The following is a 22,877-nucleotide window of genomic DNA, read 5'->3' as shown; positions in this document are numbered from 1 at the left end:
GGCGCATGGTGCGGAGCGGCCATGAGTTATCTTCTGGTGTTTGTCGGCGGCGGTCTCGGTGCCACGCTGCGCCATGCCATCAACATGTTCTGCGCGCGCTGCATCGGCACCGGCTTTCCCTGGGGCACCTTCATCATCAACATCACGGGCTCGACCGTGATGGGCCTGATCGCCGGCTACCTCGCCTTGAAGGGCGACGCCGCCCAGCCCTGGCGGCTGTTTCTCATGACCGGCATTCTCGGCGGCTACACCACCTTCTCCGCATACTCGCTGGATTCGTTTCTGCTCTATGAGCGGGGCGAAATCGGCCTCGCGGCCTTCTATGTGATCGGCTCGGTGGTGATCTCGATCGCCGGGCTGGTCGCGGGATTGACCTTGGTGCGCCATCTGGCCTGACCGGTCCTCCAGGAACCGGATTCCCGAAACCGCCCCTGTGAGCCGCTTAAAGACCCTCTCCAGGGAAATCCCGGCTGTCGGCGGGGCTCTGTCCCGCTCAAGGAAGGGGTTGCTGCGGCAGGGAATGTTACAATATAACATTCACCCCTTAGACCGGACGGCTGCCTGTGGCTCACGCGCATTCCCATCACGACCATTCCCATGACCACGGGCACCATCACGCCCCCCATGCGCACCCGCCTCAGCCGGCGCCATGGTCGATCCTACGGATGGGCGTGCTGCCCCGGCTCGGTGTCGCACTGGCCGCCAGTGCGCTGCTCTGGGCCGTGGTGTTGCTGGCGATGAGGTGACAATGGCACCGCAACTGCAGTTTCGCGACCTGACGCTCGGTTATGACCGCCACCCGGCGGTGCATCACCTCAGCGGCGAGGTGGCGCCCGGCGCGCTGGTGGCGGTGGTCGGGCCCAACGGCGCCGGCAAATCGACGCTCTTCCGGGGCATTGCCGGCATCCTGAAGCCGCTCGCAGGCTCCATTGCCCGCGGCGACCTGCATCCCCGCGATATCGCTTACCTGCCGCAGATCGCCGAGATCGACCGCAGTTTTCCGATTTCGGTGTTCGATTTCGTCGGCACCGGACTGTGGCGGGCGCGTGGGGCGTTCGGTGGCCTCGGCAAGCGTGACCAGGCGCAGATCGCCCACGCCGTCTCCGCGGTTGGCCTCAACGGTTTTGAAAACCGCCCGATCGGCACCCTGTCCGGCGGCCAGACCCAGCGCATGCTGTTTGCCCGGGTGCTGCTGCAGGATGCCCGGGTGATCGTGCTGGACGAACCGTTCAACGCCATCGATGCACGGACCTCGGCCGACCTGCTCGATCTGGTCAAGCAATGGCATCGCGAACAGCGCACAGTGCTGGCGGCGCTGCATGACCTCGATTTGGTCAAGACCAGTTTTCCGGAAACGCTGCTGCTGGCGCGCGCCCCGGTGGCATGGGGCGCGACCGGCGAGGTGCTGACGTCGGATAATCTTCTGGAGGCGCGGCGGATGTGCGAGGCGTTCGACGACACCGCCCACGCCTGCAGCGAAACACCGCCGCGGGCGGCGTGATGTCCATGCTGTACGACATTCTGGTCGCTCCGTTCACTGAGTTCGAGTTCATGCGCCGTGCGCTGGCCGGCGCGTTTGCGCTCGCGCTCGGCGGCGCGCCGATCGGGGTGTTCCTGATGCTGCGCCGGATGAGCCTGGTCGGCGACGCCATGGCGCATGCGATCCTGCCCGGCGCGGCCATCGGCTTTCTGCTGTCGGGCCTCAATCTGTTTGCGATGACCTTCGGTGGTTTGATCGCGGGCTTCACGGTGGCGATCCTCGCCGGTGTCGTCACCCGAATCACAGAATTGAAGGAAGATGCGTCGCTGGCGGCGTTCTATCTGGTGTCGCTGGCGCTTGGCGTCACCATCGTCTCGATGCGCGGCACCAATATCGATCTGCTGCACGTGCTGTTCGGCAATGTGCTGGCGATGGACGACCAGACGCTGCTGGTGATCGCGTTCAACGCCACCGTCACGCTGCTGGTGCTTGCGGTGATCTGGCGGCCGCTGGTGATCGAGTGCGTCGACCCCTTGTTTTTGCGCACCGTCAGCCGCGCCGGCGCACCGGCGCACCTGGCATTCATGGCGCTGGTGGTGGTCAATCTGGTGAACGGCTTTCAGGCGCTTGGCACGTTGCTGGCGGTGGGGTTGATGGTCCTCCCGGCCGGCATTGCGCGGTTCTGGTCGCGCGACGTCAGCGGCATGATCGTGATCGCTGTCGCTGCAGCTGTGGTCTCCGGATACGCCGGGCTGGTGCTGTCGTTCCACAGCAAAGTGCCGTCGGGCCCGGCCATCATCCTGGTTGCCGCCGTGCTGTATGTCGTCTCGCTGCTGTTCGGCCGCGCCGGCGGCGTGGTGCGGCAACTGTTTCCCGCTCCCCATCTCGAGGCCTGATTCATGTTCCGTCGGTTATTCGCAGTCACATTCACCGCGATGTGCATCGCCGCGACGATGGTCGCGCCCTCGTGGGCTCAATCGAGCGAGCAGCCGCGCCTGAATGTGGTGGCGACATTTTCCATCCTCGGCGACTTCGCCCGCAATGTCGGCGGCGACCGCGTCAATGTCACGTCCCTGGTCGGCCCCGACAGCGACACCCACGTCTACACACCGACACCCGACGACGCCAAACGGGTGTCGGAGGCGAAGCTCGTGATCGTCAACGGGCTTGGGCTCGAGGGCTGGCTGCCGCGGCTGGTGAAATCGGCCGGCGACCGCGCCATCATCGCCACCGCCACCAAGGGCATCGTGACCCGCAAGCCCGCGCCCGGCAGCGATCACGGCCATGCCTTCGATCCCCATGCCTGGCAGTCGGTGCCGAATGCCAAGGTTTATGTGAGCAACATCCGCGATGCGCTGATCGCTGCCGACCCGATGGCGGCCGAGATCTATCGCGCCAATGCGACAGCCTATCTGGCGAAGCTTGAGGCGCTGGACGGCGAGGTTCGCGCTGCAATCGACAAGCTTCCGCCCGAGCGCCGCCGGGTGATCTCCACCCACGACGCGTTCGGCTATTTCGCTGCCGCTTATGGCATTACTTTTATTGCGCCGCAGGGCGTGTCCACCGAATCCGAGGTCAGCGCGCGGGATCTCGCCGGCATTGTCCGCCAGATCAAGGCCGAGAAGATTCCGGCCGTGTTCCTGGAAAACATCACCGATCCCCGGCTGATGCGCCAGATCGCGGCCGAGACGGGAGCCCGGATCGGGGGCACCCTGTATTCGGATTCCCTGACCGGCGAAAAGGGCGATGCCCCCACTTACATTGACATGGTCAGGCACAATATAAAGACCCTGGCCAGCGCGCTGTCGAGCTAGTTCCCCAAGGACTTCTAAGCTAACAGATATCTGGGCTAACACACGGGCCGCGCGGTCCATGCCCATCCGGAGTTTCCATGTCCACAGCCGCCTCTGACAAAATCCCCGTGACCGTGCTGACCGGCTATCTCGGCGCCGGCAAGACCACGCTGCTCAACCGCATCCTGTCGGAAAACCACGGCAAGAAATACGCCGTGATCGTCAATGAATTCGGCGAGATCGGCATCGACAACGATCTCATCATCGGGGCCGACGAAGAAGTGTTCGAGATGAACAATGGCTGCGTCTGCTGCACGGTGCGCGGCGACCTCGTGCGCATCATGGAAGGGCTGATGAAGCGCAAGGGCAAGTTCGACGCCATCATCCTGGAGACCACGGGCCTCGCCGATCCGGCGCCGGTGGCGCAGACCTTCTTTGTCGATGCGGACGTGCAGGCCAAGTCGCGGCTCGATGCGGTGGTGACCGTTGCTGATGCGAAGTGGCTGAGTGATCGCCTCAAGGACGCCCCGGAAGCCAAGAACCAGATCGCCTTCGCCGACGTGATCGTGCTCAACAAGACCGATCTCGTCTCCAAGGCCGAACTTGCCGAAGTCGAGGCACGGATCCGCGGTATCAATCCCTACGCCAAGCTGCACCGCACCGAGCGATGCCAGGTGGCGCTCTCGGACGTGCTGGAGCGTAACGCCTTCGATCTCGATCGCATCCTGGAGATCGAGCCGGAATTCCTCGAGGCCGGCGATGACCATGATCACGACCATCACCACCACGATCATGATCACGGTCATGATCATCACCACGACCACGGCCATGGGCACGGCCTGAAGCACTATCATGACGAGGACATGCAGTCGCTGTCGCTGCGCACCTCCAAGCCGATCGACGCCAACAAGTTCATGCCGTGGCTGCAGGACCTCGTCGCCAAGGACGGCGCCCGCATCCTGCGCTCCAAGGGCATCCTGTCGTTCAAGGACGACGACGACCGCTACGTGTTCCAGGGCGTGCACATGATGCTGGAAGGCGATCATCAGCGCGAATGGAAAGAGGGCGAGGCGCGCGAGAGCCGGGTCGTCTTCATCGGTCGCGAACTGCCCGAGCAGGCGATTCGCGACGGCTTCGAGAAGTGCATCGCAGCGTGATGAGCGACCTCGACCCGCGCGGCAAGGCCGAATCATCGATCGTTTCCGTCACCGACCGCGTCCGCCCGGTCACGCTGGGCGCCCCGGCGACATCCGTGCATTTCCTCGGCGACATCGCCGCCTTCGTCGGTGCCGAAGAGACCATTACGCTGGTGACTGCGGAAGGCGAGGCATCGCCAGCGGCAGTGCACGGCGGCGGCATCCTGTGCGCCACCTCCGACGGCAAGCGCGTGGTGACCGGCGGCGATGACGGCAAGGTGGTTTCCATCAATGCCAAGGGCGCGGTCGAGGTGATCGCGACCGAAGCCAAGCGGCGCTGGATCGACAATGTGGCGCTGCATGGCGACGGCGCGGTGGCGTGGTCGGCGGGCAAGACCGCGTTCATCCGCGCGCCCAAGCACGAGGACAAGTCGTTCGACGCGCCCTCGACGGTTGGCGGTCTTGCGTTTGCGCCGAAGGGCTTGCGGCTGGCGATTGCGCATTACAACGGCGTGACGCTGTGGTTTCCCAACATGGCGGCGACGCCGGACCTGCTGGAATGGAAGGGCTCCCATCTCGGCGTCACCTTCAGCGCCGACAACCGCTTCCTGGTCACCACCATGCATGAATCTGCGCTGCATGGCTGGCGGCTTGCCGACAACAAGCATATGCGCATGACCGGCTACCCCGGCCGCGTCCGCTCGATGGCGTGGACCGCCGGCGGCAAGGGCCTGGCGACCTCCGGCGCCGACACCATGATCATCTGGCCGTTCGCCAGCAAGGACGGCCCGATGGGCAAGGAGCCGGCGATGCTGGCGCCGCTGCCGTCCCGGGTCGCTGTGGTCGCCTGCCATCCCAAGCAGGACGTGGTCGCCGCCGGTTATGGCGATGGCACCATCCTGATGGTTCGCATGGTCGATGGTGCGGAGATTCTGGTCCGCCGCAATGACGGCGCCCCGGTCTCCGCGCTTGCCTGGAATCGCAATGGCGAGCGGCTGGCCTTCGCCACCGAAAGTGGCGACGCGGGGCTGTTGGACTTCTAGCGCGCGGATTTGTCCTGTCCTCGCCGCTCGCCGCTCGCCTCTTGGCCTGCGGCTGAAATCATGGTTCTACGGGTGGCGAATATCCGCCCTTCCGGACCATGAATGCTATGCGCCTGATTGAGACCTTCCAGACCGCTGACTTCATCGACACCCTGGCAAGCTTGGCGGTGGCCTTTGTGCTCGGCACCCTGATCGGTGCCGAGCGTCAATATCGCCTGCGGACCGCGGGGCTGCGCACCAATGTGCTGGTGGCGATCGGCGCGGCCGCGTTCGTCGATCTGGCAATGCATCTCGCGGGTCCGGACGGCGCGACCCGTGTGATCGCCTATGTGGTCTCCGGCATCGGCTTTCTCGGCGCCGGTGTGATCATGAAGGAAGGCACCAATGTGCGCGGCCTCAACACCGCGGCGACGCTGTGGAGTTCGGCCGCGGTCGGGGCTTGCGCGGGGGCCGATCTCGCTGCCCAGGCGGTGGCGCTCACCATGTTCGTGTTGGCCGGCAACACCCTGTTGCGCCCGCTGGTCAATGCCATCAACCGTTCGCCGCTCGATGAGAAGTCCTCGGAAGTGGACTATGACGTCAAGGTGACGGCAGATGCGCCGGCGATGGCTGATGTGCGCGACCTGCTGGTCGAGAAACTGGAAGCTGCGAACTATCCGGTTGGCGATGTCGAGGTGGTCGACCGCGCCAACGGCGCGGCCGAGATCGTCGCACGTCTGACCCGCACCGCGGTCGATCCCAAGGAGCTCGACGTGGTGGTCGCCGATATGGAGCGGCAAGCCGGCGTCCGTCATGCGACCTGGGAAGCAAGCACCCGGGATTAAAAGTTAACGACGGTATTCTGTTGGGAGTGCCCGTGGAGCGCTTCCGGAACTTTCATGGCGTCGGCCCGTTTTCCCCTCTGAACGAAGGTTCGGAGGCAGAAATGACGCTGCGCCAGGATAACGACCGTACAGACATCGTCCGACGACGGCAGGATCTGCGGCTGCAGATGGGGCTCGGGATCGGCCTGTTCGCGGCCGGACTGGCGTTATCAGGCGTTTCGCTGGCCCGCATTGCCGCCGGCGATATGCAGATGGCGCAGGCTTCGTCTCCCAGCCTGCAGCAGCCGGCCCAAACGCAGCCCCCATCAGGAGCCACCACCGGTCAGTCCCCCGGCTCCAGCGCGCCCGCCGAATCCAAGCCCGGCGGCACTCGCCCGACCACGCCTGCGCCCGAGCCGGCGCGGCCGGATGCCGACGCGCAGAAGTCCGGCGCGCCCTCGGCGTTGCCGCCTGCACCGGCGGAAAAAAGCGCGCCACCGATCAACACCAAATAGCGCTCACGCGCGGCGCACGCCGATGTGACATGCGTGATCACGCTTTGATGACGGCTGCCGATTTTAAAGCCTCGCCTGCCTTTGGTCCCTGTTCCATAATGCGCATGCACGACGTGTGCGATGGATCGGAGACTGGCCCATGAAGATCGAGGACGTGAAACGAACTGCCTATTCGATGCCGCTGACCAATCCATCGTTTCCGCCCGGCCCCTACCGCTTCTTCAATCGCGAATATTTCATCATCACCTACCGCACCGATCCCGAAGCGCTGGCTGCCGTGGTGCCGGAGCCGTTGCAGGTGGTCGAGCCACTGGTGAAGTACGAGTTCATCCGCATGCCGGACTCCACCGGCTTTGGCGACTACACCGAGACCGGGCAGGCGATCCCCGTGCGTTTCAACGGCGAGGAGGGCGTCTACACCCACGCGATGTATCTCGACGATGACGCGCCCATCGCTGGCGGCCGCGAATTGTGGGGTTTTCCGAAAAAGCTGGCATCGCCGAAAATCGTCACCGAGAGTGACGTGCTCGTGGGCACATTGCACTATGGCTCAGTGCTCTGTGCCAGCGGCACCATGGGCTACAAGCACCGCCCGGCCGATCCGGCGGCGGTGATGCATGCGCTGCAGACGCCGAACTACATTCTGAAAATCATCCCGCATGTCGACGGCACGCCGCGGATCTGCGAACTGGTGCGCTTCCATCTGCAGGATGTGGTGCTGAAGGAAGCCTGGACCGGCCCCGCCGCGCTCGGCCTGTTCCCCCACGCGCTTGCGGACGTGGCGCGGCTGCCGGTGCGCGAGGTGGTCTCGGCGTTGCACTTCAAGGTCGACCTCACGCTGGGATTGGGCGAGGTCGCGTACGATTATCTGGCTGAGAAGTAGCTGAACGCGTAGCTCGGATGAGCGCAGCGATATCCGGGAAACCGAGCCAATAGAACCCGGGTGTCGCTTCGCTCACCCGGGCTACGAATCGAAATGGCCGGAGCGAGCCCCGGCCATTTGAACAGTAACTTGGTGCGAGATGACTTACCGAACCAGGATATTCCTGAACTGCCAGGGGTCGCTGGTGTCGATGTCCTCGGCGAACAGGCCGGGACGGCCCTCCAGCGGGGTCCAGTCGGTGTAATAACCCTTCACCGGGCCGAGATACGGCATCTGGATTTCAAGCAGGCGGTCGTAATCCATCTCGTCGGCTTCGACGATGCCTTCGTTCGGGTTTTCCAGCGCCCACACCATGCCGCCGAGCACGGCAGAGGTCACTTGCAGGCCGGTCGCGTTCTGATAGGGCGCGAGTTTGCGGGTTTCTTCGATGGAGAGCTGCGAGCCGTACCAGTAGGCATTGTTGTCATGGCCGAATAGCAGCACGCCGAGTTCGTCGATGCCGTCGACGATTTCGTTCTCGTCGAGGATGTGGTGCTTGGCCTGCATCCGCGCTGCGCGGCCGAACAGTTCATGCAGCGACAGCACCGCATCATCGGCCGGATGATAGGCATAATGGCAGGTCGGCCGGTAGATCGCCGCGCCCGATGCGTCGCGCACGGTGAAGTAGTCGGAGATCGAGATCGACTCGTTGTGGGTGACGAGGAAGCCGTATTGCGGGCCGCGGGTCGGGCACCAGGAACGCACGCGCGTGTTGGCGCCGGGCTGCATCAGATAGATGGCGGCGCCGCAACCGGCTTCGTGGGTACGCGCATTCTCCGGCATCCATTTTTCATGCGTGCCCCAACCGAGTTCGGACGGCTGAACGCCTTCCGACAGGAAGCCTTCCACCGACCAGGTGTTGACGAAGACGTCCGGCTCTTTCGGCGTCTTCGAGCGTTGGGTGTCGCGCTCGGCGATGTGGATGCCCTTGATGCCGGCCTGTCGCATCAGGTCGGCCCATTCGGCCCTGGTCTTCGGCTTCGGCGCATTGAGTTTCAGATCGGCGGCGACGTTGATGAGCGCCTGCTTGACGAAAAAGGAGACCATGCCGGGGTTGGCGCCACAGCAGGAGACAGCCGTCGTCGAGCCGGCGGGGCGTGCCTTCTTGGCGGCCAGCGTCACTTCGCGAAGCGCATAGTTGGAGCGTGCTTCCGGCCCCTTCGACGAATCGAAGTAGAAGCCGAGCCAGGGCTCGTTGACGGTGTCGATATAGAGCGCGCCAAGTTCGTTGCAGAGCTCCATGATGTCGGTCGAGCCGGTATCGACCGAGAGATTGACGCAAAAGCCCTGGCCGCCGCCTTCGGTGAGCAGCGGGGTCAGCAATTCGCGGTAATTGTCTTTGGTCACGCCCTTCTGGATGAAGCGTACATTGTGCTTCTCGCAATGCGCCTTGCGGCCCTCGTCCTTGGGATCGATCACGGTAATGCGCGACTTGTCATAGTCGAGATGCCGCTCGATCATCGGCAGCGTGCCTTTGCCGATGGAGCCGAAGCCGACCATGACGATGGGGCCTGTGATGCGCGCATGCACGGATGAGGTCATCCAAAATCTCCAGCTGACGGGTGGCTTGAAAAGGAACCGCGGCAGGCGCGGACGCAGTGCGTTCAAAACGACAAATGGCCGATGAAATCAAGGGTTTTTCGCATTTTCTGCGAACGCTGGTGATCGGCCGATCCGTGAAAAAGCCTGCTTAAACAACCGGCAAGAGACGTGCTGTCATACCGTCGTCACACCACGTGATCCGGCTCCAGCGAGCAGGTGACGGTGGCGGTCTCGATCTGCAGCGTGGTGTGGCCGATGCCGAAACGCTTGTTCAACTCGCGGCAGGTGTCCAGCAGGAAGGCGTCGCCGGGATTGCCCGCTGGTGTCACCAGATGGGCGGTCAGCGCGGTCTCGGTGGTGCTCATCGGCCAGATGTGCAGGTCGTGGATCGAGGCCACGCCGGGCAGGCCGGCGAGATAGGCGCGCACCGCGGCGGGATCGATGCTGGAGGGAACCGCGGCGAGCGACATCGCCGTGCTCTCTCGCAACAGGCCCCAGGTGCCCCAGACGATCACCACCACGATCAGCAGGCTGGTGAGCGGGTCCAGCCACAACCATCCTGTCCACATGATCAGAAAGCCAGCGATCACCACGCCCGCGGACACCGCGGCATCCGCCGCCATGTGCAGGTAGGCGCCGCGGATGTTGATGTCGCCCTTGCTGCCCGAGGCGAACAGCCAGGCGGTGATGCCGTTGATGCCAATGCCGATGGTCGCGACGATGATCACGGTCAGGCTCGCCACCGGCTCGGGATTGAGCAGCCGCTGCACTGCTTCCAGCATGATGGCGCCACAGGCGATCAAGAGCAGCACGGCGTTGATCAGCGCGGCGAGGATCGAGGAATTGCGCAGGCCGTAGGTGAAGCGCGGCGTCGGCTGCCGCTGCGACAGCACCGCGGCGATCCAGGCGACCACCAAGCCAAGCACGTCGGAGAGATTGTGCCCGGCGTCGGCGAGCAGCGCTGTTGAATTGGACAGGAAGCCGTAGGCGGCTTCGACCACGATGAAGACGGTGTTGAGCGCAATCCCGATTGCGAAGGCGCGGCCGAAATTCGCCGGCGCATGCACATGCCCGCCAGAACCGTGAGAGTGCCCATGCGCGTGTCCGTGATCATGACCTTGCGCATGATTGTGAGAATGATCGTGCGAATGGGTATGCTGTTCGTGACTGCTCATCAGGCGAGCCTATCACGGGATCGTGCGCGCGAACCTGGAATCACTCCGGCCGCGGCAAATGTGATCAATGCGATGATATAACGTAGCAGGCTGCGCGGCGTGTCGGTTGTTTGAGCGCAGATATGGTTTGCTCAATGTAATCCGTCATCCTGAGGTGACCGCGCGAAGCGCGGCCCTCGAAGGGCGACGGCCCGTGCCGTGCATCCTTCGAGGCTCGCTATGCTCGCACCTCAGGATGACGGAGTTGATTCAACTCAAACCCATCCCGCTCTGGTTGGTCTACGCCGCGAGCGCGCCGCGCCGTCGCGGCTTTGCAACGCCTTCGGCAGCGCCGGTCGCGACGATCATGCCCGCCACGCCATCGAGCGCGCCGTCAACCAGCTCATAGCCGAGCAGGCGCTCGCGTTCGAACGGGCCCGGCAGCGATAGCTCCGACGTCTTCTCCAGCGAGAAGCCGAAGCGGGTGTAATAGGGCGCGTCGCCGAGCAGCAGCACGGCACGGTGGCCGCGGGCCGCTGCTTCAGCGAGCGCATGCGCCATCAGCGCCGCGCCAAGGCCCAGGCCGCGGCAGGCGGGATCCACCGCCAGCGGTCCGAGCATCAGCGCCGGGGCGCCCCCGGCGCTGACGTGCCACAACCGCACGGAGCCGATGACCCGTCCTTTGCGGACCGCGGAGAAGGCGAGGCCTTCCGCGGGCATGCGTCCGTCGCGCAGGCGCTGGCAGGTGCGTGCGAACCGGCCGGGGCCGAAGCATGCATCGAGCAGCGCCTCTCGCGCCGTGACGTCGGAGGTGCGTTCCGCACGGATCGCGTACGGAACGGCCTGCGAAGTCGAGGCTGGGGTCGTCTGGACAGTCGTTTTGATCGCAGTCATGGCACGTCAGTCCCCACTCCTCCGCGTGGTGGCGGCGAAGTGTTGTCATCAAATGGAAGGTGACAGGATGGGGGCCGGCAAGCCGGCCCCGCGAGGTCAGAGCTTCGAAAAGCTCAGATGTGGTAGGTCCTCAGCGGCGGAATGCCGTTGAAGGCCACCGACGAGTAGGTCGACGTATAGGCGCCGGTGCCTTCGATCAGCAGCTTGTCGCCGATCTCGAGTGTCACCGGGAGCGGATACGGCACCTTCTCGTAGAGCACGTCGGCGCTATCGCAGGTCGGGCCCGCGAGCACGCACGGCGTCATGTCCGCCCCGTCATGCGGGGTGCGGATGGCGTAGCGGATCGATTCGTCCATTGTCTCGGCGAGGCCGCCGAACTTGCCGATGTCGAGATAGACCCAGCGCACTTCGTCCTCGTCGCTCTTCTTCGAGATCAGAACGACTTCGGTCTCGATGATGCCGGCGTTGCCCACCATGCCGCGGCCCGGCTCGATGATCGTTTCCGGGATCTGGTTGCCGAAGTGCTTGCGCAGCGCACGGAAGATCGAGCGGCCGTACTGCAGCACCGGCGGTACGTCCTTGAGGTACTTGGTCGGGAATCCGCCGCCCATGTTGACCATGGAGAGGCTGATGCCGCGCTCCGCGCAGTCGCGGAACACCGTCGAGGCCATCGACAGCGCGCGGTCCCACGCCTTCACCTTGCGCTGCTGCGAGCCGACATGGAACGAGATGCCGACCGGCTCCAGGCCCAGGCGCTTGGCAAGGTCGAGCACTTCGACCGCCATCTCCGGATCGCAGCCGAACTTGCGCGACAGTGGCCACTCGGCGCCGGCGCAGTCATAGAGGATGCGGCAGAACACCTTGGCGCCCGGTGCGGCGCGCGAAATCTTCTCGACTTCGGCGGAGCAGTCGACCGCGAACAGGCGAATGCCGAGCGCGAAGGCGCGCGCGATGTCGCGCTCCTTCTTGATGGTGTTGCCATAGGAGATGCGGTCCGGCGTCGCACCGGCGGCCAGCGCCATTTCGATCTCGGCGACGGTCGCGGTGTCGAAGCAGGAGCCCATCGAGGCGAGCAGCGACAGCACCTCAGGCGACGGGTTTGCCTTGACGGCATAGAACACGCGGCTGTCCGGCAGCGCCTTGGCAAAGGTCTGGTAGTTGTCGCGCACGACTTCGAGGTCGACCACGAGGCACGGCTCGGTGTCCTGGCCCTCGCTGCGGCGGTTGCGCAGGAATTCCTGAATGCGATCGGTCATAGCACCCTCCAAACGGCCCAGCGACGGGCCGTCGAGCGGCCCAGCAACGGGCCGTCGAAAAATGTGTTCGGATACGCGCTTTGGGCCGGGTCACGCGATGGAGGCGCGACAAAGCCTGTAGCTCGAACCGAATTGTGCTGCCGTGGATTGGAGGGGGTGACCCATCCGCACACCTGGCAATGAAGGACAAGCCTCTTCGGTATTCGCGCCAGCTGGTGGAAAGCTGGCAGAGACCAAAAAAGCCCGCTCCGTCGTTGCTTTAAGTCGCGTCCCCCGTTGAGCGCGGGGTGCGCCGGTTCGCCTCCGGCTGCCGATCACGGTTGCAAGGAAGTGAGGGCCTCTTTGACGCATCTCTTTGAGAGAGACGCTGGGCTTCTCATTCCCTTGGCGGCTGTCCGGCCTCTTGTCCGGATACCTACCGACCGACACACGACCACAGGCACGTGCGAAATTGGGCAAAACGGGAAATAGGTCTTTTGACTCCGCTGCGCAACATTTTTTTTAGGCAAGTGGAAGTTTTTTCCACGATGCGTGCGATCTGTTGCCGTGAGAGCGCGCTTGAGCGCGCGTAGATGAACGGATGTTAAAGTTGTTTAACGAAGCGTCAGCGTGGCGAGCGGTTTTCAGTGGCTGATCGAGCTGTGGCGCGCGTGCGCGCGAGCCTTGTTTTCCAGTGTCAGCGCGAAAACGGCTCGATGCGCCGCGCGTTGCGGATGAAGTAGGCCATGATGATGACGCCGAGCACGAACAGCGCCGCCTGCATGACGTGCGCGCCGGTGTCGCCGAGGTCGAACAGGATCGCGAGCGCCCAGCCGCCGGCGAAGGCGGCGCCGAACACCTCGGCGCCGATCAGGATCGCGGCAGAGAGGACGGTGACGACGCTCGGCCAGTAGATCTGGCTGCGGGCGGAAGACGGGGTCGGCGAGCTCATGGGCTGAAGATCCTGTTTGCGGGCGGCAATCTCGTCGAAATCGGCCCCCTGATCAAGCGCGGAATGGCCCAAAAAAGGCCATTCGTGCGGTGGTTCAGAAATTCCCTTCAGCGCTTCCGCAAGTTCTTCAAGGGAATTTCTGAACCATAAACCGCACGAAAATCGTTGTTTTCCCGGTGTCCTTATCGAATCCGAAGTTCGCCGACAGAGCGTGCCGCTAGGCTGGGCGAACTTCGGATTCGGGACACCGGATGCTATATATGTGCTTCGTCCAATTTGGCTCCAAGAAGCACATATGCAGGTTTTTTCATGACCGAAGTCCGCGACGTTTCGACCGCCCCCGACACCGCCAACCCGCTGCTGCAGGCGTGGCAGACGCCGCTGGAGACGCCGCCGTTCGCGCAGATCAGGCCGGAACACTTCATGCCGGCGTTCGAGCAGGCCTTTGCCGACCATGCCCAGGAGATCGCGGCGATGGTCAACGACCCCTCTGCGCCGGATTTCGACAACACCGTCACCGCCTGGGAGCGCTCCGGCAAGCTGCTGAACCGGGTCGCGGCGGTGTTCTATGACCTGGTGTCGGCGAACTCGAGCCCTGAGCTTTTGGCGATCGAAAGCGAAGTGGCGCTGCGGATGGCGCGGCACTGGAATCCGGTCATGATGAACGCGGTGCTGTTCGGCCGGCTCGCCAGGCTGCATCACGACCGCGACACGCTGACGCTGACCGGCGAGCAGAAGCGGCTCTTGGAGCGGCTCTACACCCGCATGCACCGCGCCGGCGCCGGCCTGGACGAGGCGGCCAAGGCGCGCATGAGCGCCATCAACGAGAAGCTGGCGGAGCTCTCGACCACCTTCAGCCATCATCTGCTCGGCGACGAGCAGGAGTGGACGCTCGAGCTCGGTGCTGATGACCTCGACGGCCTCAGCCCGGCGTTCGTGGCCGCGGCCAAGGCCGCCGCCACCGAGCGGGGCCTTGGGGGCAAGGCGGTGGTGACGCTGTCGCGCTCATCCGTCGAGCCGTTCCTGCAGAGCTCGACCCGGCGCGACCTGCGCGAAAAAGTGTTCAAGGCCTTCACCGCGCGCGGCGACAACGGCAACGCCAACGACAACAGCGCGACCATCCGCCAGATTCTGGCGCTGCGCGAGGAGTCGGCGAAGATCCTGGGCTACGCCAATTTCGCCGCCTATCGCCTGGAGGATTCCATGGCCAAGACGCCCGAGGCGGTGCGCGGCCTGCTGGAGCGGGTGTGGGCGCCGGCGCGCGCCAAGGCGCTGGCCGACCGCGACGCGCTGCAGGAATTGATCCGGGAAGACGGCGGCAACTTCGCGCTGGAGCCCTGGGATTGGCGTTTCTATGCCGAGAAGCTGCGCCAGCGCCGCGCCAATTTCGACGATGCGGCGATCAAGCCGTATCTGGTGCTGGAGCACATGATCGAGGCGGCGTTCGATGTCGCCCACCGGCTGTTCGGGCTCTCCTTCAGCGAGCGCAAGGATGTCCCAGTCTGGCATCCGGACGTCCGGGTGTGGGAGGTCAAGGACGCCGCCGGCGCCCACAAGGCGCTGTTCTATGGCGACTACTTCGCCCGCGCCTCCAAGCGCTCCGGCGCCTGGATGACCTCGCTGCGCGACCAGCAGAAGCTCGACGGCACCGTCGCTCCGCTGGTCATCAATGTGATGAATTTCGCCAAGGGCTCGGAGGGACATCCCTCCTTGCTGTCGCCGGATGACGCCCGCACGCTGTTCCACGAGTTCGGCCACGGCCTGCACGGCATGCTGTCGGACGTGGTCTATCCGTCGCTGTCCGGCACCAGCGTGTTCACTGACTTTGTCGAGCTGCCGTCCCAGCTCTATGAGCACTGGCAGACGCGGCCCGAAGTGCTGCAGCAGTTCGCCCGCCACTACCAGACCGGCGAGCCGCTGCCCGACGACCTTCTGAAGCGTTTCCTGGCTGCGCGAAAATTCAACCAGGGTTTTGCCACCGTGGAGTTCGTCTCCTCGGCACTGATGGACATGGAGTTCCACTCGCACCCGGCTGACACTATCACCGACGTGCGGGCGTTCGAGCGGCAGGAGCTGGACAAGATCGGCATGCCGGCGGAGATCGTGATGCGGCACCGGCCCCAGCAGTTCGGCCACATCTTCTCCGGCGATCATTATGCCGCCGGCTATTACAGCTACATGTGGTCCGAGGTGATGGACGCCGATGCCTTCGGCGCCTTCGAGGAAGCAGGCGACATCTTCGATCCGGCGGTGGCCAAACGTCTGCACGACGACATCTATTCGTCGGGCGGCTCGCGCGATCCGGAGGACGCCTACATCGCCTTCCGTGGCCGAGCGCCGCAAGTCGACGCGCTGTTGCGTGGCCGAGGGTTGCTGGACACCCCGGAAGCTGCATAAAGACCCCTGAAGGGGAGCCCCGCCCGGGGCTCCTTGTTTCCTTGGCTCGGTTTTCTCGGCTCGCGGATTGAGATCATGACATTGCATTCCTCTGGACATCGCCGGGGCGTCGTCGCTGCGCCCCATTCCGCCACCGTCGAGGCGGGGCGCCATGTTCTTGCCGAGGGCGGCAATGCGCTCGAGGCCATGGTGGCGATGGCGGCGTCGATCGCCGCGGTCTATCCGCACATGAACCATATCGGCGGCGACGGCTTCTGGCTGGTGCGCGAGCCATCGGGGCGGGTGCGCGCGCTGATGGGCGCGGGGCCCGCCGGCAGCAAGGCGTCGCCGGCATTCTACAAAGAACACGGCCATGACCAGATCCCGCCGCGCGGGCCGCTGGCGGCGCTCACCGTGCCGGCCGCGATCGGTGGCTGGATGCTGGCGCTGGAAGCCGCCAAGGCGCTGGGCGGCAAGCTGCCGCTCGACGTGCTGCTGGCGCCCGCCATCCGCAGCACCCGCGACGGGTATGTCGCCACGCGCAGCCAGGTCGAACTGACCCGCAGCAAGCTGGATGAGCTGAAGGACGCGCCGGGCTTCGCCGAGACCTTCCTGGTCGACGGCAAGGTGCCCGAGGAGGGCGCGACCCTGAAGCAGGCGGCGATGGCGGCAACGCTGGAGCAACTGGCACAGGCCGGCCTCGACGACTTCTACCGCGGCGATGTCGGCCGCGAGATTGCCGCCGACCTGGAGCGGATCGGCAGTCCGGTCACCCGCGCGGATCTCGAAGCCGCCAAGGCCTGGGTGGCGGAGCCGTTGTCGACCACGATTGGTGCCGGCACGCTCTACAACGCCCCGCCGCCGACCCAGGGCCTGGCGTCGCTGATCATCCTCGGCCTGTTCGATCGGCTCCGCGTGCAGGAGGCCGAGGGCTTCGACTACATCCACGGCCTGGTCGAATCCACCAAGCGCGCCTTCCGTGTCCGTGATCGCTTTGTCACCGATCCGCGCCGGCTCACCGCCGAGCTCGATCGTTTTCTGGCGCCGGCTTTCCTCGATGCCGAGGTCAGGAAAATCGACATGAAGAAAGCAGCGCCCTGGCCGTCGACCTGGAGCGAGGGCGACACCATCTGGATGGGCGCCGCCGACGCCTCCGGTCTCGTGGTGTCCTACATCCAGTCGATCTTCTGGGAGTTCGGCTCCGGCTGCGTGCTGCCGAAAACCGGCGTCTTGATGCAGAACCGCGGCGCCAGCTTCTCGCTCGACCCGAAGGCCGCCAATCCGCTCAGCCCGGGACGGCTGCCGTTCCACACCCTCAATCCCGCGCTGGCCGTGCTCAGGGATGGCCGCATCATGGGCTACGGTACCATGGGTGGTGACGGCCAGCCGCAGACCCAGGCCATGATCTTCTCGCGCCACGTGCCGTTCCGCCAGCCGCTGGAACTGGCGCTGGACCAGCCGCGCTGGCTGCTCGGCCGCACCTGGGGATCCAGCCACACCAACTTGCGGCTGGAATCCCGTTTCGACGGCAACCTGGTCGATCGCCTGCTGTCGGCGCGGCACGATGTCGAGGTTGTGCCGGAGGCCTATTCCGACACCATGGGCCATGCCGGCGCAGTGGTGCTGCATCCCAACGGCGGCCTGGAAGGCGGCCACGATCCGCGCGCGGATGGTGGGGCGGCGGGCGTTTGACGCCGGTTTCGGCCCGATATGATCGCGTGTTTCTGATCGGGACATGTGAAAACGACGTCTCGTTTCGGCCCCACTTCCGGGTAACATCGCGCATCGCCGGAATCAGGATTCTCTCAGTTTCATGATCATCCGCATCACGCGCATTTTCGCTGCCCTCTGCGCCCTCTGCCTGACGGGCAGCGTGGCGTGGGCGCATCCCCATGTCTGGGTCACCTCCACCAGCGAGCTGATCTATGCGCCCGACGGCTCGCTCACCGGCGTGCGGCATGCCTGGACCTTCGACGACATGTTCTCGACCTATGCGGTGCAGGGCATCGAGACCAAGACCAAGGGCGTCTTCACCCGTGAGGAACTGGCGCCGCTGGCCCAGACCAATGTGGAATCCCTGAAGGAGTTCGGCTTCTTCACCTTTGCCCGCATCGGCGACGGCGGCAGCCGCAAGAAACAGAAGTTCGAGGATCCGGTCGATTATTACCTCGAGCACAAGGACGGCGCGCTGGTCCTGCATTTCACCTTGCCGCTGAAGACCCCGGTCAAGGCCAGGCAAATGGCGGTCGAAATCTATGATCCGACCTATTTCGTCGATTTCGCACTGGCCAAGGACAATCCGATCAAGCTGGTCGGGGCGCCGGCGGACTGCAAGCTGAACATCGAGCGGCCGACCGACGGCTCCGCCCAGGCGCAGACCCTCGGCGAGCAGAACTTTCTCAACGGCGACAATTCCAACTACGGCGCCATGTTCGCCAATAAGGTGACGGTGGACTGTCCATGAGCGTTGCGAACGCCAGCGGTTCGATGCCGCCGTGCTGCAAGGTCGATCTGCGTCTGCCGGCGATGTTGCTGACTGCTGTCGCTGTCGCGCTGTGGGGCGACGGGCTGATGCACGCTGTCCTTGCGCAATCGCCGTTCGGCGTCGGCCGTCCCGGCACGGCCGATCCCCAAGTCGGCGGTGTGATCGGCTGGCTGCTCGACAAGCAATCGCAATTCTACCGCCAGATGTCGGCGACCATTCGCGCCGCCAAAAGCGACGGCAGCGCGGTGTGGACGCTGCTGGGGATCTCGTTTGCCTACGGTATCTTTCACGCCGCCGGCCCCGGCCATGGCAAGGCGGTGATTTCATCGTACCTCATCGCCAATGAAGAGACTGCGCGGCGCGGCATTGTGCTGGCGTTCGCCTCGGCGCTGCTGCAGGCGCTGGTCGCCATCCTCGTGGTTGGCGTCGGCGCCTGGCTGCTCAACGCCACGGCGAAAACCATGTGCGGTGCCGAGCGGGTCATTGAGATCGCCAGCTACGCGCTGATCGCCGCATTCGGTGTGCGTCTGTGCTGGACCAAGGGCGGCGGCTTCCTTCGTGCGCTGCAGTCGCTGCGGTTTCCGCTCGGCGCGGTGGCTTCGCCGGCGCTGGCGCCGGCCATGGCCCCGGTGGCGGAGCAGGTTCACGAGGCCGTGCATCGCCATTCCGGTTCGCACGACCACCACCATGCGCACGGCCACGTGCACGATCATCATCATGATCACCACCACGATCATGCGGCCCATTCTTCGGTGCATGCTCCGGCGCACGGCGAGCCCGGCCATGTTCATGACGAACATTGCGGCCACAACCACGGCCCCACGCCCGATCAGCTCGCTGGCCCCGGCGGCTGGCAGCGCGGCCTGAGCGCGATCTTCGCGGTCGGTCTGCGTCCCTGCTCGGGAGCGATCTTGGTGCTGGTGTTTGCGCTGGCCCAGGGCATGTTCTGGGCCGGTATCGCCGCAACCCTGCTGATGGGGCTCGGCACCGCCATCACGGTGGCTGCCATCGCGATCATGGTCGTTACGGCGAAGGGCTTGGCGCGGCGGATGAGCGCGGGCCGCGACGGCGGCGGTGCCGTGATCCTGCGTGGCATCGAATTCGGTGCCGCTGGCCTGGTGCTGCTGTTCGGCGTCGGCCTGCTGCTCGGTTATGTCGCAGCCGAGCGGGTCACGTGTTTTTGAGCGCGGATTCTGAGCCTTGCGTGTGCTGTGGCGGTTCCCACCAAGCCAGTTCCTGATAGCCATTCTTGACAAGTTCTAAACGGCGCGCGATGCCATCAGCATCATGAGCGTGGTCGTTTCCATCGATGCCCATCGAACCGCCGCCGCCCCAGCGCGCGAGCGCGTCGGCGTGCTGCTGGTCAATCTCGGCACTCCCGACAGCGCCAATGCCGCCGGTGTGCGGGTCTATCTCAAGGAGTTCCTGTCCGATCCCCGCGTGATCGAAAACCAGGGGCTGTACTGGAAGCTGGTGCTGAACGGCATCATCCTGCGGATTCGTCCCCGGCGCAAAGCGCGCGACTACCAGAAGATCTGGAATACCGAGAAGAACGAATCGCCGCTGAAGACGATTACCCGCGCGCAGTCCGACAAGCTCACGGCGGCGATCGCCGACCACGATCATGTCCTGGTCGACTGGGCGATGCGTTACGGCAATCCGTCGATCCGCTCGCGCCTCGATGCGCTGATCGCGCAGGGGTGCGACCGGCTGCTGGTGGTGCCGCTCTATCCGCAGTATTCCGCCGCCACCTCCGCCACGGTCTGCGACGAAGTGTTCCGGGTGCTGGCCGACAAGCGGGCGCAGCCGACACTGCGGGTGACCCCGCCCTATTATGACGATCCCGATTACATCGAGGCGCTGGCGGTCTCGATCCAGCAGCATCTCGCGACGCAGCCGTTCCAGCCCGAGGTGATTGTGGCCTCGTTCCACGGCATGCCGCAGGCCTATGTCGACAAGGGCGATCCCTACCAGGCGCAATGTGTCGCCACCGTGAATGCATTACGCAAGCGGATGGTCCTCGGCGAGGACAAGCTGCTGCTGACCTTCCAGTCTCGCTTCGGCTTCGACGAATGGCTGCAGCCCTACACCGACAAGACCATGCAACGGCTGGCCAAGGACGGCGTACGGCGGATTGCCGTGGTGATGCCCGGCTTCTCTGCGGACTGCCTGGAGACGCTCGAGGAAATCGCGCAGGAAAACGCCGAGATCTTCAAGCATGCCGGCGGCGAGCAGTTCACCGCGATTCCCTGCCTGAACGACAGCGACGGCGGCATGGACGTGATCCGCCAGCTCGTGCTGCGCGAGCTGCAAGGCTGGATCTAGTCCTGTAGCCCGGGCGAGCGAAGCGACCCCGGGGAGCAACCGCACCATCGCTCCCGGATATCGCTCCGCTCATCCGGGCTACGGGTCATTCATGACTGCGCCAGTTTTGCCTCTCGACGGCTGGCGTCGAACCGTCCATCCTGTCTCAGCGACTAAATGATCCGGCTGTTGCAGCCGTGGATTGGTCACGCAGGGAGCCATCATGTCCGGATTCGATATTTTTGCGCTTGTCGTGGTGCTGCTGGTCATCCTCACGCTGTTTGCCGGGGTCAAGACGGTCGGGCAGGGCTATGACTGGACCATCGAGCGGTTCGGCAAATACACCCGCACGCTGCGGCCCGGCCTGAATTTCATCATCCCGTATTTCGATCGCGTCGGGCGCAAGATCAACATGATGGAGCAGGTGATCGACATTCCCGAGCAGGAGGTCATCACCAAGGACAACGCCACCGTCACCGTGGACGGCGTCGCGTTCTATCAGGTGTTCGATGCCGCCAAAGCGAGCTACGAGGTCTCCAACCTCAACCAGGCTATCGTCACTTTGACCATGACCAACATCCGTTCGGTGATGGGCTCGATGGATCTCGATCAGGTGCTGTCGCACCGTGACGAGATCAACGAGCGGCTGCTGCGGGTGGTCGACGCCGCGGTGTCGCCGTGGGGCCTGAAGGTCAACCGCATCGAGATCAAGGACATCGTGCCGCCCGCCGATCTCGTGGAAGCCATGGGCCGGCAGATGAAGGCCGAGCGCGTCAAGCGCGCCGACATCCTGCAGGCCGAAGGCCAGCGGCAGTCCGAAATCCTGCGCGCGGAAGGCGCGAAGCAATCGCAGATCCTGCAGGCCGAAGGCCGCAAGGAAGCTGCCTTCCGCGACGCCGAGGCGCGTGAACGCTCGGCGGAAGCCGAAGCCAAGGCGACCCAAATGGTCAGCAACGCCATCGCCAGCGGCGATGTCGCGGCGCTGAACTACTTCATCGCCGACAAATACATCAAGGCGTTCGGCGAGATCGCGCACTCGCCCAACCAGAAGATTGTAATGTTGCCGATCGAGGCCACCGGCATCCTGTCGTCGCTAGCAGGCATCGGCGAAATTGCCAAGGCGACATTCGGCGAAAGCGCAGCCTCGGCCGCAGCCGCCGCGCGCCGGCCGACCGTCCCGAACACCGGGCCGGGGCCCGGCTCGTCACAGGGGGGAAATTGATGGCGGATCTGTTGAGCTCACTGGGAACCTGGAATTGGCTGATCGTCGGCCTGGTTCTGGTGGGCATTGAGATGCTGGCGCCCGGGGTCTTCATGCTGTGGCTCGGGCTCGCCGCGCTGCTGGTCGGGCTGCTGTCGTTTTTCATCGGCTGGTCATGGCAGGTTCAGTTGCTGGCGTTCTCAGCGTTTGCGCTGGCCGCGGTGCCGATCTGGCGCCGCATTGGCCGAACGCACGTTGAGACCGATCAGCCGTTCCTCAACCGCCGCGCCGACGCACTGGTGGGGCGGGTGTTCACCCTGGAGCGCCCGATCGTGGATGGCTCGGGCGTGGTGCGGATCGACGACACCGTGTGGCGTGTCGCCGGCCGCGATGCGCCGGCCGGCAGCCAGGTCAAGATCGTGGCGGCCGATGGCGCCAGTCTTCGGGTGGAGCCGGCGTAAAGCGTCCTTGCGAGAATTGAGGTCCTAAACCCTCATCCTGAGGAGGCGCGAAGCGTCGTCTCGAAGGACGAGGCCGGTGACGCTGCGGCTCCGTGGCCTCATGGTTCGAGACGCGGCTAAGAGGCCGCTCCCTCACCATGAGGGGATGGTTACGCAGACTTCCCGCGCCCCGACGCCACCTTCGTAGCAGTCCTCTGACGCCGACCGCTCTTGACGCTCCACTGCTCGGCAAAGGCATTCAGCGGCGCAAATGCGCCGAGCAGCTCGCGCCCCGCGGCAGTCAGGCAATAACCTTCTGCCGGCACGCTTTCCACCAGGCCCGCAGTTTTCAGGTCGCCCAGCCGCGCCTGCAGCACCGTCGGCGAGGCGTCGTCGCAGGCCTGCCGCAGTGCGCGCGAGGTCAGCGCGTGGTCGCGCAATTCCCAGATAATCCGCAGTGTCCAGCGCCGCCCGAGCAGATCGAGCAGCGCCATGATCGGACGCCCGGACTTCGATCCGCGAACGGCCTTGGTTCCGTTCGTCTTGCGGTGCGCGCTCATCATATGCCTTCTTGCATCTTGCTACATAAAGTGTAGCGTTGC

23 protein-coding genes are annotated in these 22,877 nt (G+C 64.7%); 17 read left to right on the top strand and 6 right to left on the bottom strand.

The genetic code is table 11. The features are described 5' to 3' along the window. Nucleotides 1-21 precede the first annotated feature (21 nt). The 10 genes from crcB to RS897_RS03600 all read left to right on the top strand — a co-directional run bounded on the left by crcB (nt 22) and on the right by RS897_RS03600 (nt 7,653). Entirely contained in the window at nt 22-396 is a 375-nt protein-coding gene (gene crcB, locus RS897_RS03645) for a fluoride efflux transporter CrcB (protein WP_315835237.1), read from the top strand. A 167-nt stretch (nt 397-563) separates the two neighbouring features. Continuing rightward, nucleotides 564-746: a hypothetical protein gene (locus RS897_RS03640; RefSeq protein WP_315835236.1), complete on the top strand. Its 183-nt coding sequence runs from the start codon at nt 564-566 to the stop codon at nt 744-746. 2 nt (nt 747-748) lie between these two features. Further along, complete coding sequence (locus RS897_RS03635; RefSeq protein ID WP_315835235.1) at nt 749-1,501, top strand: metal ABC transporter ATP-binding protein; 753 nt, start codon at nt 749-751, stop codon at nt 1,499-1,501. Nucleotides 1,502-1,506: 5 nt separating this feature from the next. Further along, entirely contained in the window at nt 1,507-2,376 is an 870-nt protein-coding gene (locus tag RS897_RS03630) for a metal ABC transporter permease (protein ID WP_315835234.1), read from the top strand. Between the two features lie 39 nt (nt 2,377-2,415). Continuing rightward, on the top strand, nt 2,416-3,294 hold the full coding sequence (locus RS897_RS03625) for a metal ABC transporter substrate-binding protein (RefSeq protein ID WP_315838512.1): 879 nt from the start codon (nt 2,416-2,418) through the stop codon (nt 3,292-3,294). 77 nt (nt 3,295-3,371) lie between these two features. Continuing rightward, nucleotides 3,372-4,430, top strand: a complete 1,059-nt coding sequence (locus RS897_RS03620; protein WP_315835233.1) for a CobW family GTP-binding protein — start codon at nt 3,372-3,374, stop codon at nt 4,428-4,430. Next, nucleotides 4,430-5,452 carry a WD40 repeat domain-containing protein gene (locus tag RS897_RS03615; RefSeq protein ID WP_315835232.1) on the top strand — a complete coding sequence of 341 codons (1,023 nt, stop codon included), beginning with the start codon at nt 4,430-4,432 and terminating at the stop codon, nt 5,450-5,452. The genes RS897_RS03620 and RS897_RS03615 overlap by 1 nt, the downstream gene beginning before the upstream one ends. Nucleotides 5,453-5,559: 107 nt before the next feature. Beyond that, nucleotides 5,560-6,276, top strand: a complete 717-nt coding sequence (locus RS897_RS03610) for an MgtC/SapB family protein (RefSeq protein WP_315835231.1) — start codon at nt 5,560-5,562, stop codon at nt 6,274-6,276. Between the two features lie 101 nt (nt 6,277-6,377). Next, nucleotides 6,378-6,770 carry a hypothetical protein gene (locus RS897_RS03605; protein ID WP_407654425.1) on the top strand — a complete coding sequence of 131 codons (393 nt, stop codon included), beginning with the start codon at nt 6,378-6,380 and terminating at the stop codon, nt 6,768-6,770. 139 nt (nt 6,771-6,909) lie between these two features. After that, nucleotides 6,910-7,653, top strand: coding sequence for an acetoacetate decarboxylase (locus tag RS897_RS03600; RefSeq protein WP_315835230.1), 744 nt, complete (start codon nt 6,910-6,912; stop codon nt 7,651-7,653). Nucleotides 7,654-7,797: 144 nt separating this feature from the next. Here the strand turns inward: RS897_RS03600 and RS897_RS03595 are convergent, their stop codons facing one another. The 5 genes from RS897_RS03595 to RS897_RS03575 all read right to left on the bottom strand — a co-directional run bounded on the left by RS897_RS03595 (nt 7,798) and on the right by RS897_RS03575 (nt 13,469). Beyond that, the gene (locus RS897_RS03595) at nt 7,798-9,234 is read right to left on the bottom strand and encodes a homospermidine synthase (RefSeq protein ID WP_315835229.1); all 1,437 of its coding nucleotides are present in this window, start codon (nt 9,232-9,234) and stop codon (nt 7,798-7,800) included. Between the two features lie 185 nt (nt 9,235-9,419). Next, nucleotides 9,420-10,409: a cation diffusion facilitator family transporter gene (locus RS897_RS03590; protein WP_315835228.1), complete on the bottom strand. Its 990-nt coding sequence runs from the start codon at nt 10,407-10,409 to the stop codon at nt 9,420-9,422. Between the two features lie 279 nt (nt 10,410-10,688). Continuing rightward, nucleotides 10,689-11,282: a GNAT family N-acetyltransferase gene (locus RS897_RS03585; RefSeq protein WP_315835227.1), complete on the bottom strand. Its 594-nt coding sequence runs from the start codon at nt 11,280-11,282 to the stop codon at nt 10,689-10,691. A gap of 113 nt (nt 11,283-11,395) precedes the next feature. After that, a complete protein-coding gene (locus tag RS897_RS03580) occupies nt 11,396-12,538 on the bottom strand; it encodes a type III PLP-dependent enzyme (protein ID WP_315835226.1) in 1,143 nt (380 codons plus the stop codon). 676 nt (nt 12,539-13,214) lie between these two features. Further along, on the bottom strand, nt 13,215-13,469 hold the full coding sequence (locus RS897_RS03575) for a hypothetical protein (RefSeq protein WP_315835225.1): 255 nt from the start codon (nt 13,467-13,469) through the stop codon (nt 13,215-13,217). A 309-nt stretch (nt 13,470-13,778) separates the two neighbouring features. Between RS897_RS03575 and RS897_RS03570 the strand changes: the two genes are divergently transcribed. From RS897_RS03570 to RS897_RS03540, 7 genes are all read left to right on the top strand, one after another. Next, nucleotides 13,779-15,866, top strand: a complete 2,088-nt coding sequence (locus RS897_RS03570) for a M3 family metallopeptidase (RefSeq protein ID WP_315835224.1) — start codon at nt 13,779-13,781, stop codon at nt 15,864-15,866. Nucleotides 15,867-15,941: 75 nt separating this feature from the next. Further along, nucleotides 15,942-17,537 carry a gamma-glutamyltransferase family protein gene (locus RS897_RS03565; RefSeq protein ID WP_315835223.1) on the top strand — a complete coding sequence of 532 codons (1,596 nt, stop codon included), beginning with the start codon at nt 15,942-15,944 and terminating at the stop codon, nt 17,535-17,537. Nucleotides 17,538-17,658: 121 nt separating this feature from the next. After that, nucleotides 17,659-18,309, top strand: coding sequence for a DUF1007 family protein (locus tag RS897_RS03560; RefSeq protein ID WP_315835222.1), 651 nt, complete (start codon nt 17,659-17,661; stop codon nt 18,307-18,309). A 23-nt stretch (nt 18,310-18,332) separates the two neighbouring features. After that, nucleotides 18,333-19,514 carry a nickel/cobalt transporter gene (locus tag RS897_RS03555; protein WP_407654527.1) on the top strand — a complete coding sequence of 394 codons (1,182 nt, stop codon included), beginning with the start codon at nt 18,333-18,335 and terminating at the stop codon, nt 19,512-19,514. Nucleotides 19,515-19,617: 103 nt separating this feature from the next. Next, nucleotides 19,618-20,655 (top strand): ferrochelatase, encoded by a 1,038-nt coding sequence (hemH, locus tag RS897_RS03550; protein WP_315835221.1) that lies wholly within the window; start codon nt 19,618-19,620, stop codon nt 20,653-20,655. A 202-nt stretch (nt 20,656-20,857) separates the two neighbouring features. After that, the gene (locus RS897_RS03545) at nt 20,858-21,856 is read left to right on the top strand and encodes an SPFH domain-containing protein (RefSeq protein ID WP_315835220.1); all 999 of its coding nucleotides are present in this window, start codon (nt 20,858-20,860) and stop codon (nt 21,854-21,856) included. Beyond that, nucleotides 21,856-22,296: an NfeD family protein gene (locus RS897_RS03540; RefSeq protein ID WP_315835219.1), complete on the top strand. Its 441-nt coding sequence runs from the start codon at nt 21,856-21,858 to the stop codon at nt 22,294-22,296. Before RS897_RS03545 ends, RS897_RS03540 begins: the two co-directional genes overlap by 1 nt. Before the next feature lie 149 nt (nt 22,297-22,445). On the opposite strand, the gene RS897_RS03535 is transcribed toward RS897_RS03540, so the two are convergent. Then, nucleotides 22,446-22,835, bottom strand: coding sequence for a winged helix-turn-helix transcriptional regulator (locus RS897_RS03535; RefSeq protein WP_315835218.1), 390 nt, complete (start codon nt 22,833-22,835; stop codon nt 22,446-22,448). Nucleotides 22,836-22,877: the final 42 nt, after the last annotated feature.

The sequence above is a fragment of the Bradyrhizobium prioriisuperbiae genome (genome assembly GCF_032397745.1).
In the GTDB taxonomy this organism is placed as follows: Bacteria; Pseudomonadota; Alphaproteobacteria; order Rhizobiales; family Xanthobacteraceae; genus Bradyrhizobium_A; species Bradyrhizobium_A prioriisuperbiae.
This window is presented reverse-complemented; position numbering and strand designations above follow the sequence as displayed.

Excerpts from the sequence above, each read along its gene's own strand:
- RS897_RS03630 (WP_315835234.1), top strand. The coding sequence starts at position 1,507 with ATGCTGTACGACATTCTGGTCGCTCCGTTCACTGAGTTCGAGTTCATG.
- RS897_RS03635 (WP_315835235.1), top strand. The coding sequence starts at position 749 with ATGGCACCGCAACTGCAGTTTCGCGACCTGACGCTCGGTTATGACCGC.
- RS897_RS03605 (WP_407654425.1), top strand. The coding sequence starts at position 6,378 with ATGACGCTGCGCCAGGATAACGACCGTACAGACATCGTCCGACGACGG.
- RS897_RS03595 (WP_315835229.1), bottom strand. The coding sequence starts at position 9,234 with ATGACCTCATCCGTGCATGCGCGCATCACAGGCCCCATCGTCATGGTC.
- RS897_RS03545 (WP_315835220.1), top strand. The coding sequence starts at position 20,858 with ATGTCCGGATTCGATATTTTTGCGCTTGTCGTGGTGCTGCTGGTCATC.
- RS897_RS03535 (WP_315835218.1), bottom strand. The coding sequence starts at position 22,835 with ATGAGCGCGCACCGCAAGACGAACGGAACCAAGGCCGTTCGCGGATCG.
- RS897_RS03620 (WP_315835233.1), top strand. The coding sequence starts at position 3,372 with ATGTCCACAGCCGCCTCTGACAAAATCCCCGTGACCGTGCTGACCGGC.
- RS897_RS03600 (WP_315835230.1), top strand. The coding sequence starts at position 6,910 with ATGAAGATCGAGGACGTGAAACGAACTGCCTATTCGATGCCGCTGACC.
- RS897_RS03615 (WP_315835232.1), top strand. The coding sequence starts at position 4,430 with ATGAGCGACCTCGACCCGCGCGGCAAGGCCGAATCATCGATCGTTTCC.
- RS897_RS03610 (WP_315835231.1), top strand. The coding sequence starts at position 5,560 with ATGCGCCTGATTGAGACCTTCCAGACCGCTGACTTCATCGACACCCTG.
- RS897_RS03585 (WP_315835227.1), bottom strand. The coding sequence starts at position 11,282 with ATGACTGCGATCAAAACGACTGTCCAGACGACCCCAGCCTCGACTTCG.
- RS897_RS03560 (WP_315835222.1), top strand. The coding sequence starts at position 17,659 with ATGATCATCCGCATCACGCGCATTTTCGCTGCCCTCTGCGCCCTCTGC.
- crcB (WP_315835237.1), top strand. The coding sequence starts at position 22 with ATGAGTTATCTTCTGGTGTTTGTCGGCGGCGGTCTCGGTGCCACGCTG.
- RS897_RS03625 (WP_315838512.1), top strand. The coding sequence starts at position 2,416 with ATGTGCATCGCCGCGACGATGGTCGCGCCCTCGTGGGCTCAATCGAGC.
- RS897_RS03565 (WP_315835223.1), top strand. The coding sequence starts at position 15,942 with ATGACATTGCATTCCTCTGGACATCGCCGGGGCGTCGTCGCTGCGCCC.
- RS897_RS03580 (WP_315835226.1), bottom strand. The coding sequence starts at position 12,538 with ATGACCGATCGCATTCAGGAATTCCTGCGCAACCGCCGCAGCGAGGGC.
- RS897_RS03570 (WP_315835224.1), top strand. The coding sequence starts at position 13,779 with ATGACCGAAGTCCGCGACGTTTCGACCGCCCCCGACACCGCCAACCCG.
- RS897_RS03540 (WP_315835219.1), top strand. The coding sequence starts at position 21,856 with ATGGCGGATCTGTTGAGCTCACTGGGAACCTGGAATTGGCTGATCGTC.
- RS897_RS03590 (WP_315835228.1), bottom strand. The coding sequence starts at position 10,409 with ATGAGCAGTCACGAACAGCATACCCATTCGCACGATCATTCTCACAAT.
- hemH (WP_315835221.1), top strand. The coding sequence starts at position 19,618 with ATGAGCGTGGTCGTTTCCATCGATGCCCATCGAACCGCCGCCGCCCCA.
- RS897_RS03575 (WP_315835225.1), bottom strand. The coding sequence starts at position 13,469 with ATGAGCTCGCCGACCCCGTCTTCCGCCCGCAGCCAGATCTACTGGCCG.
- RS897_RS03555 (WP_407654527.1), top strand. The coding sequence starts at position 18,333 with ATGCCGCCGTGCTGCAAGGTCGATCTGCGTCTGCCGGCGATGTTGCTG.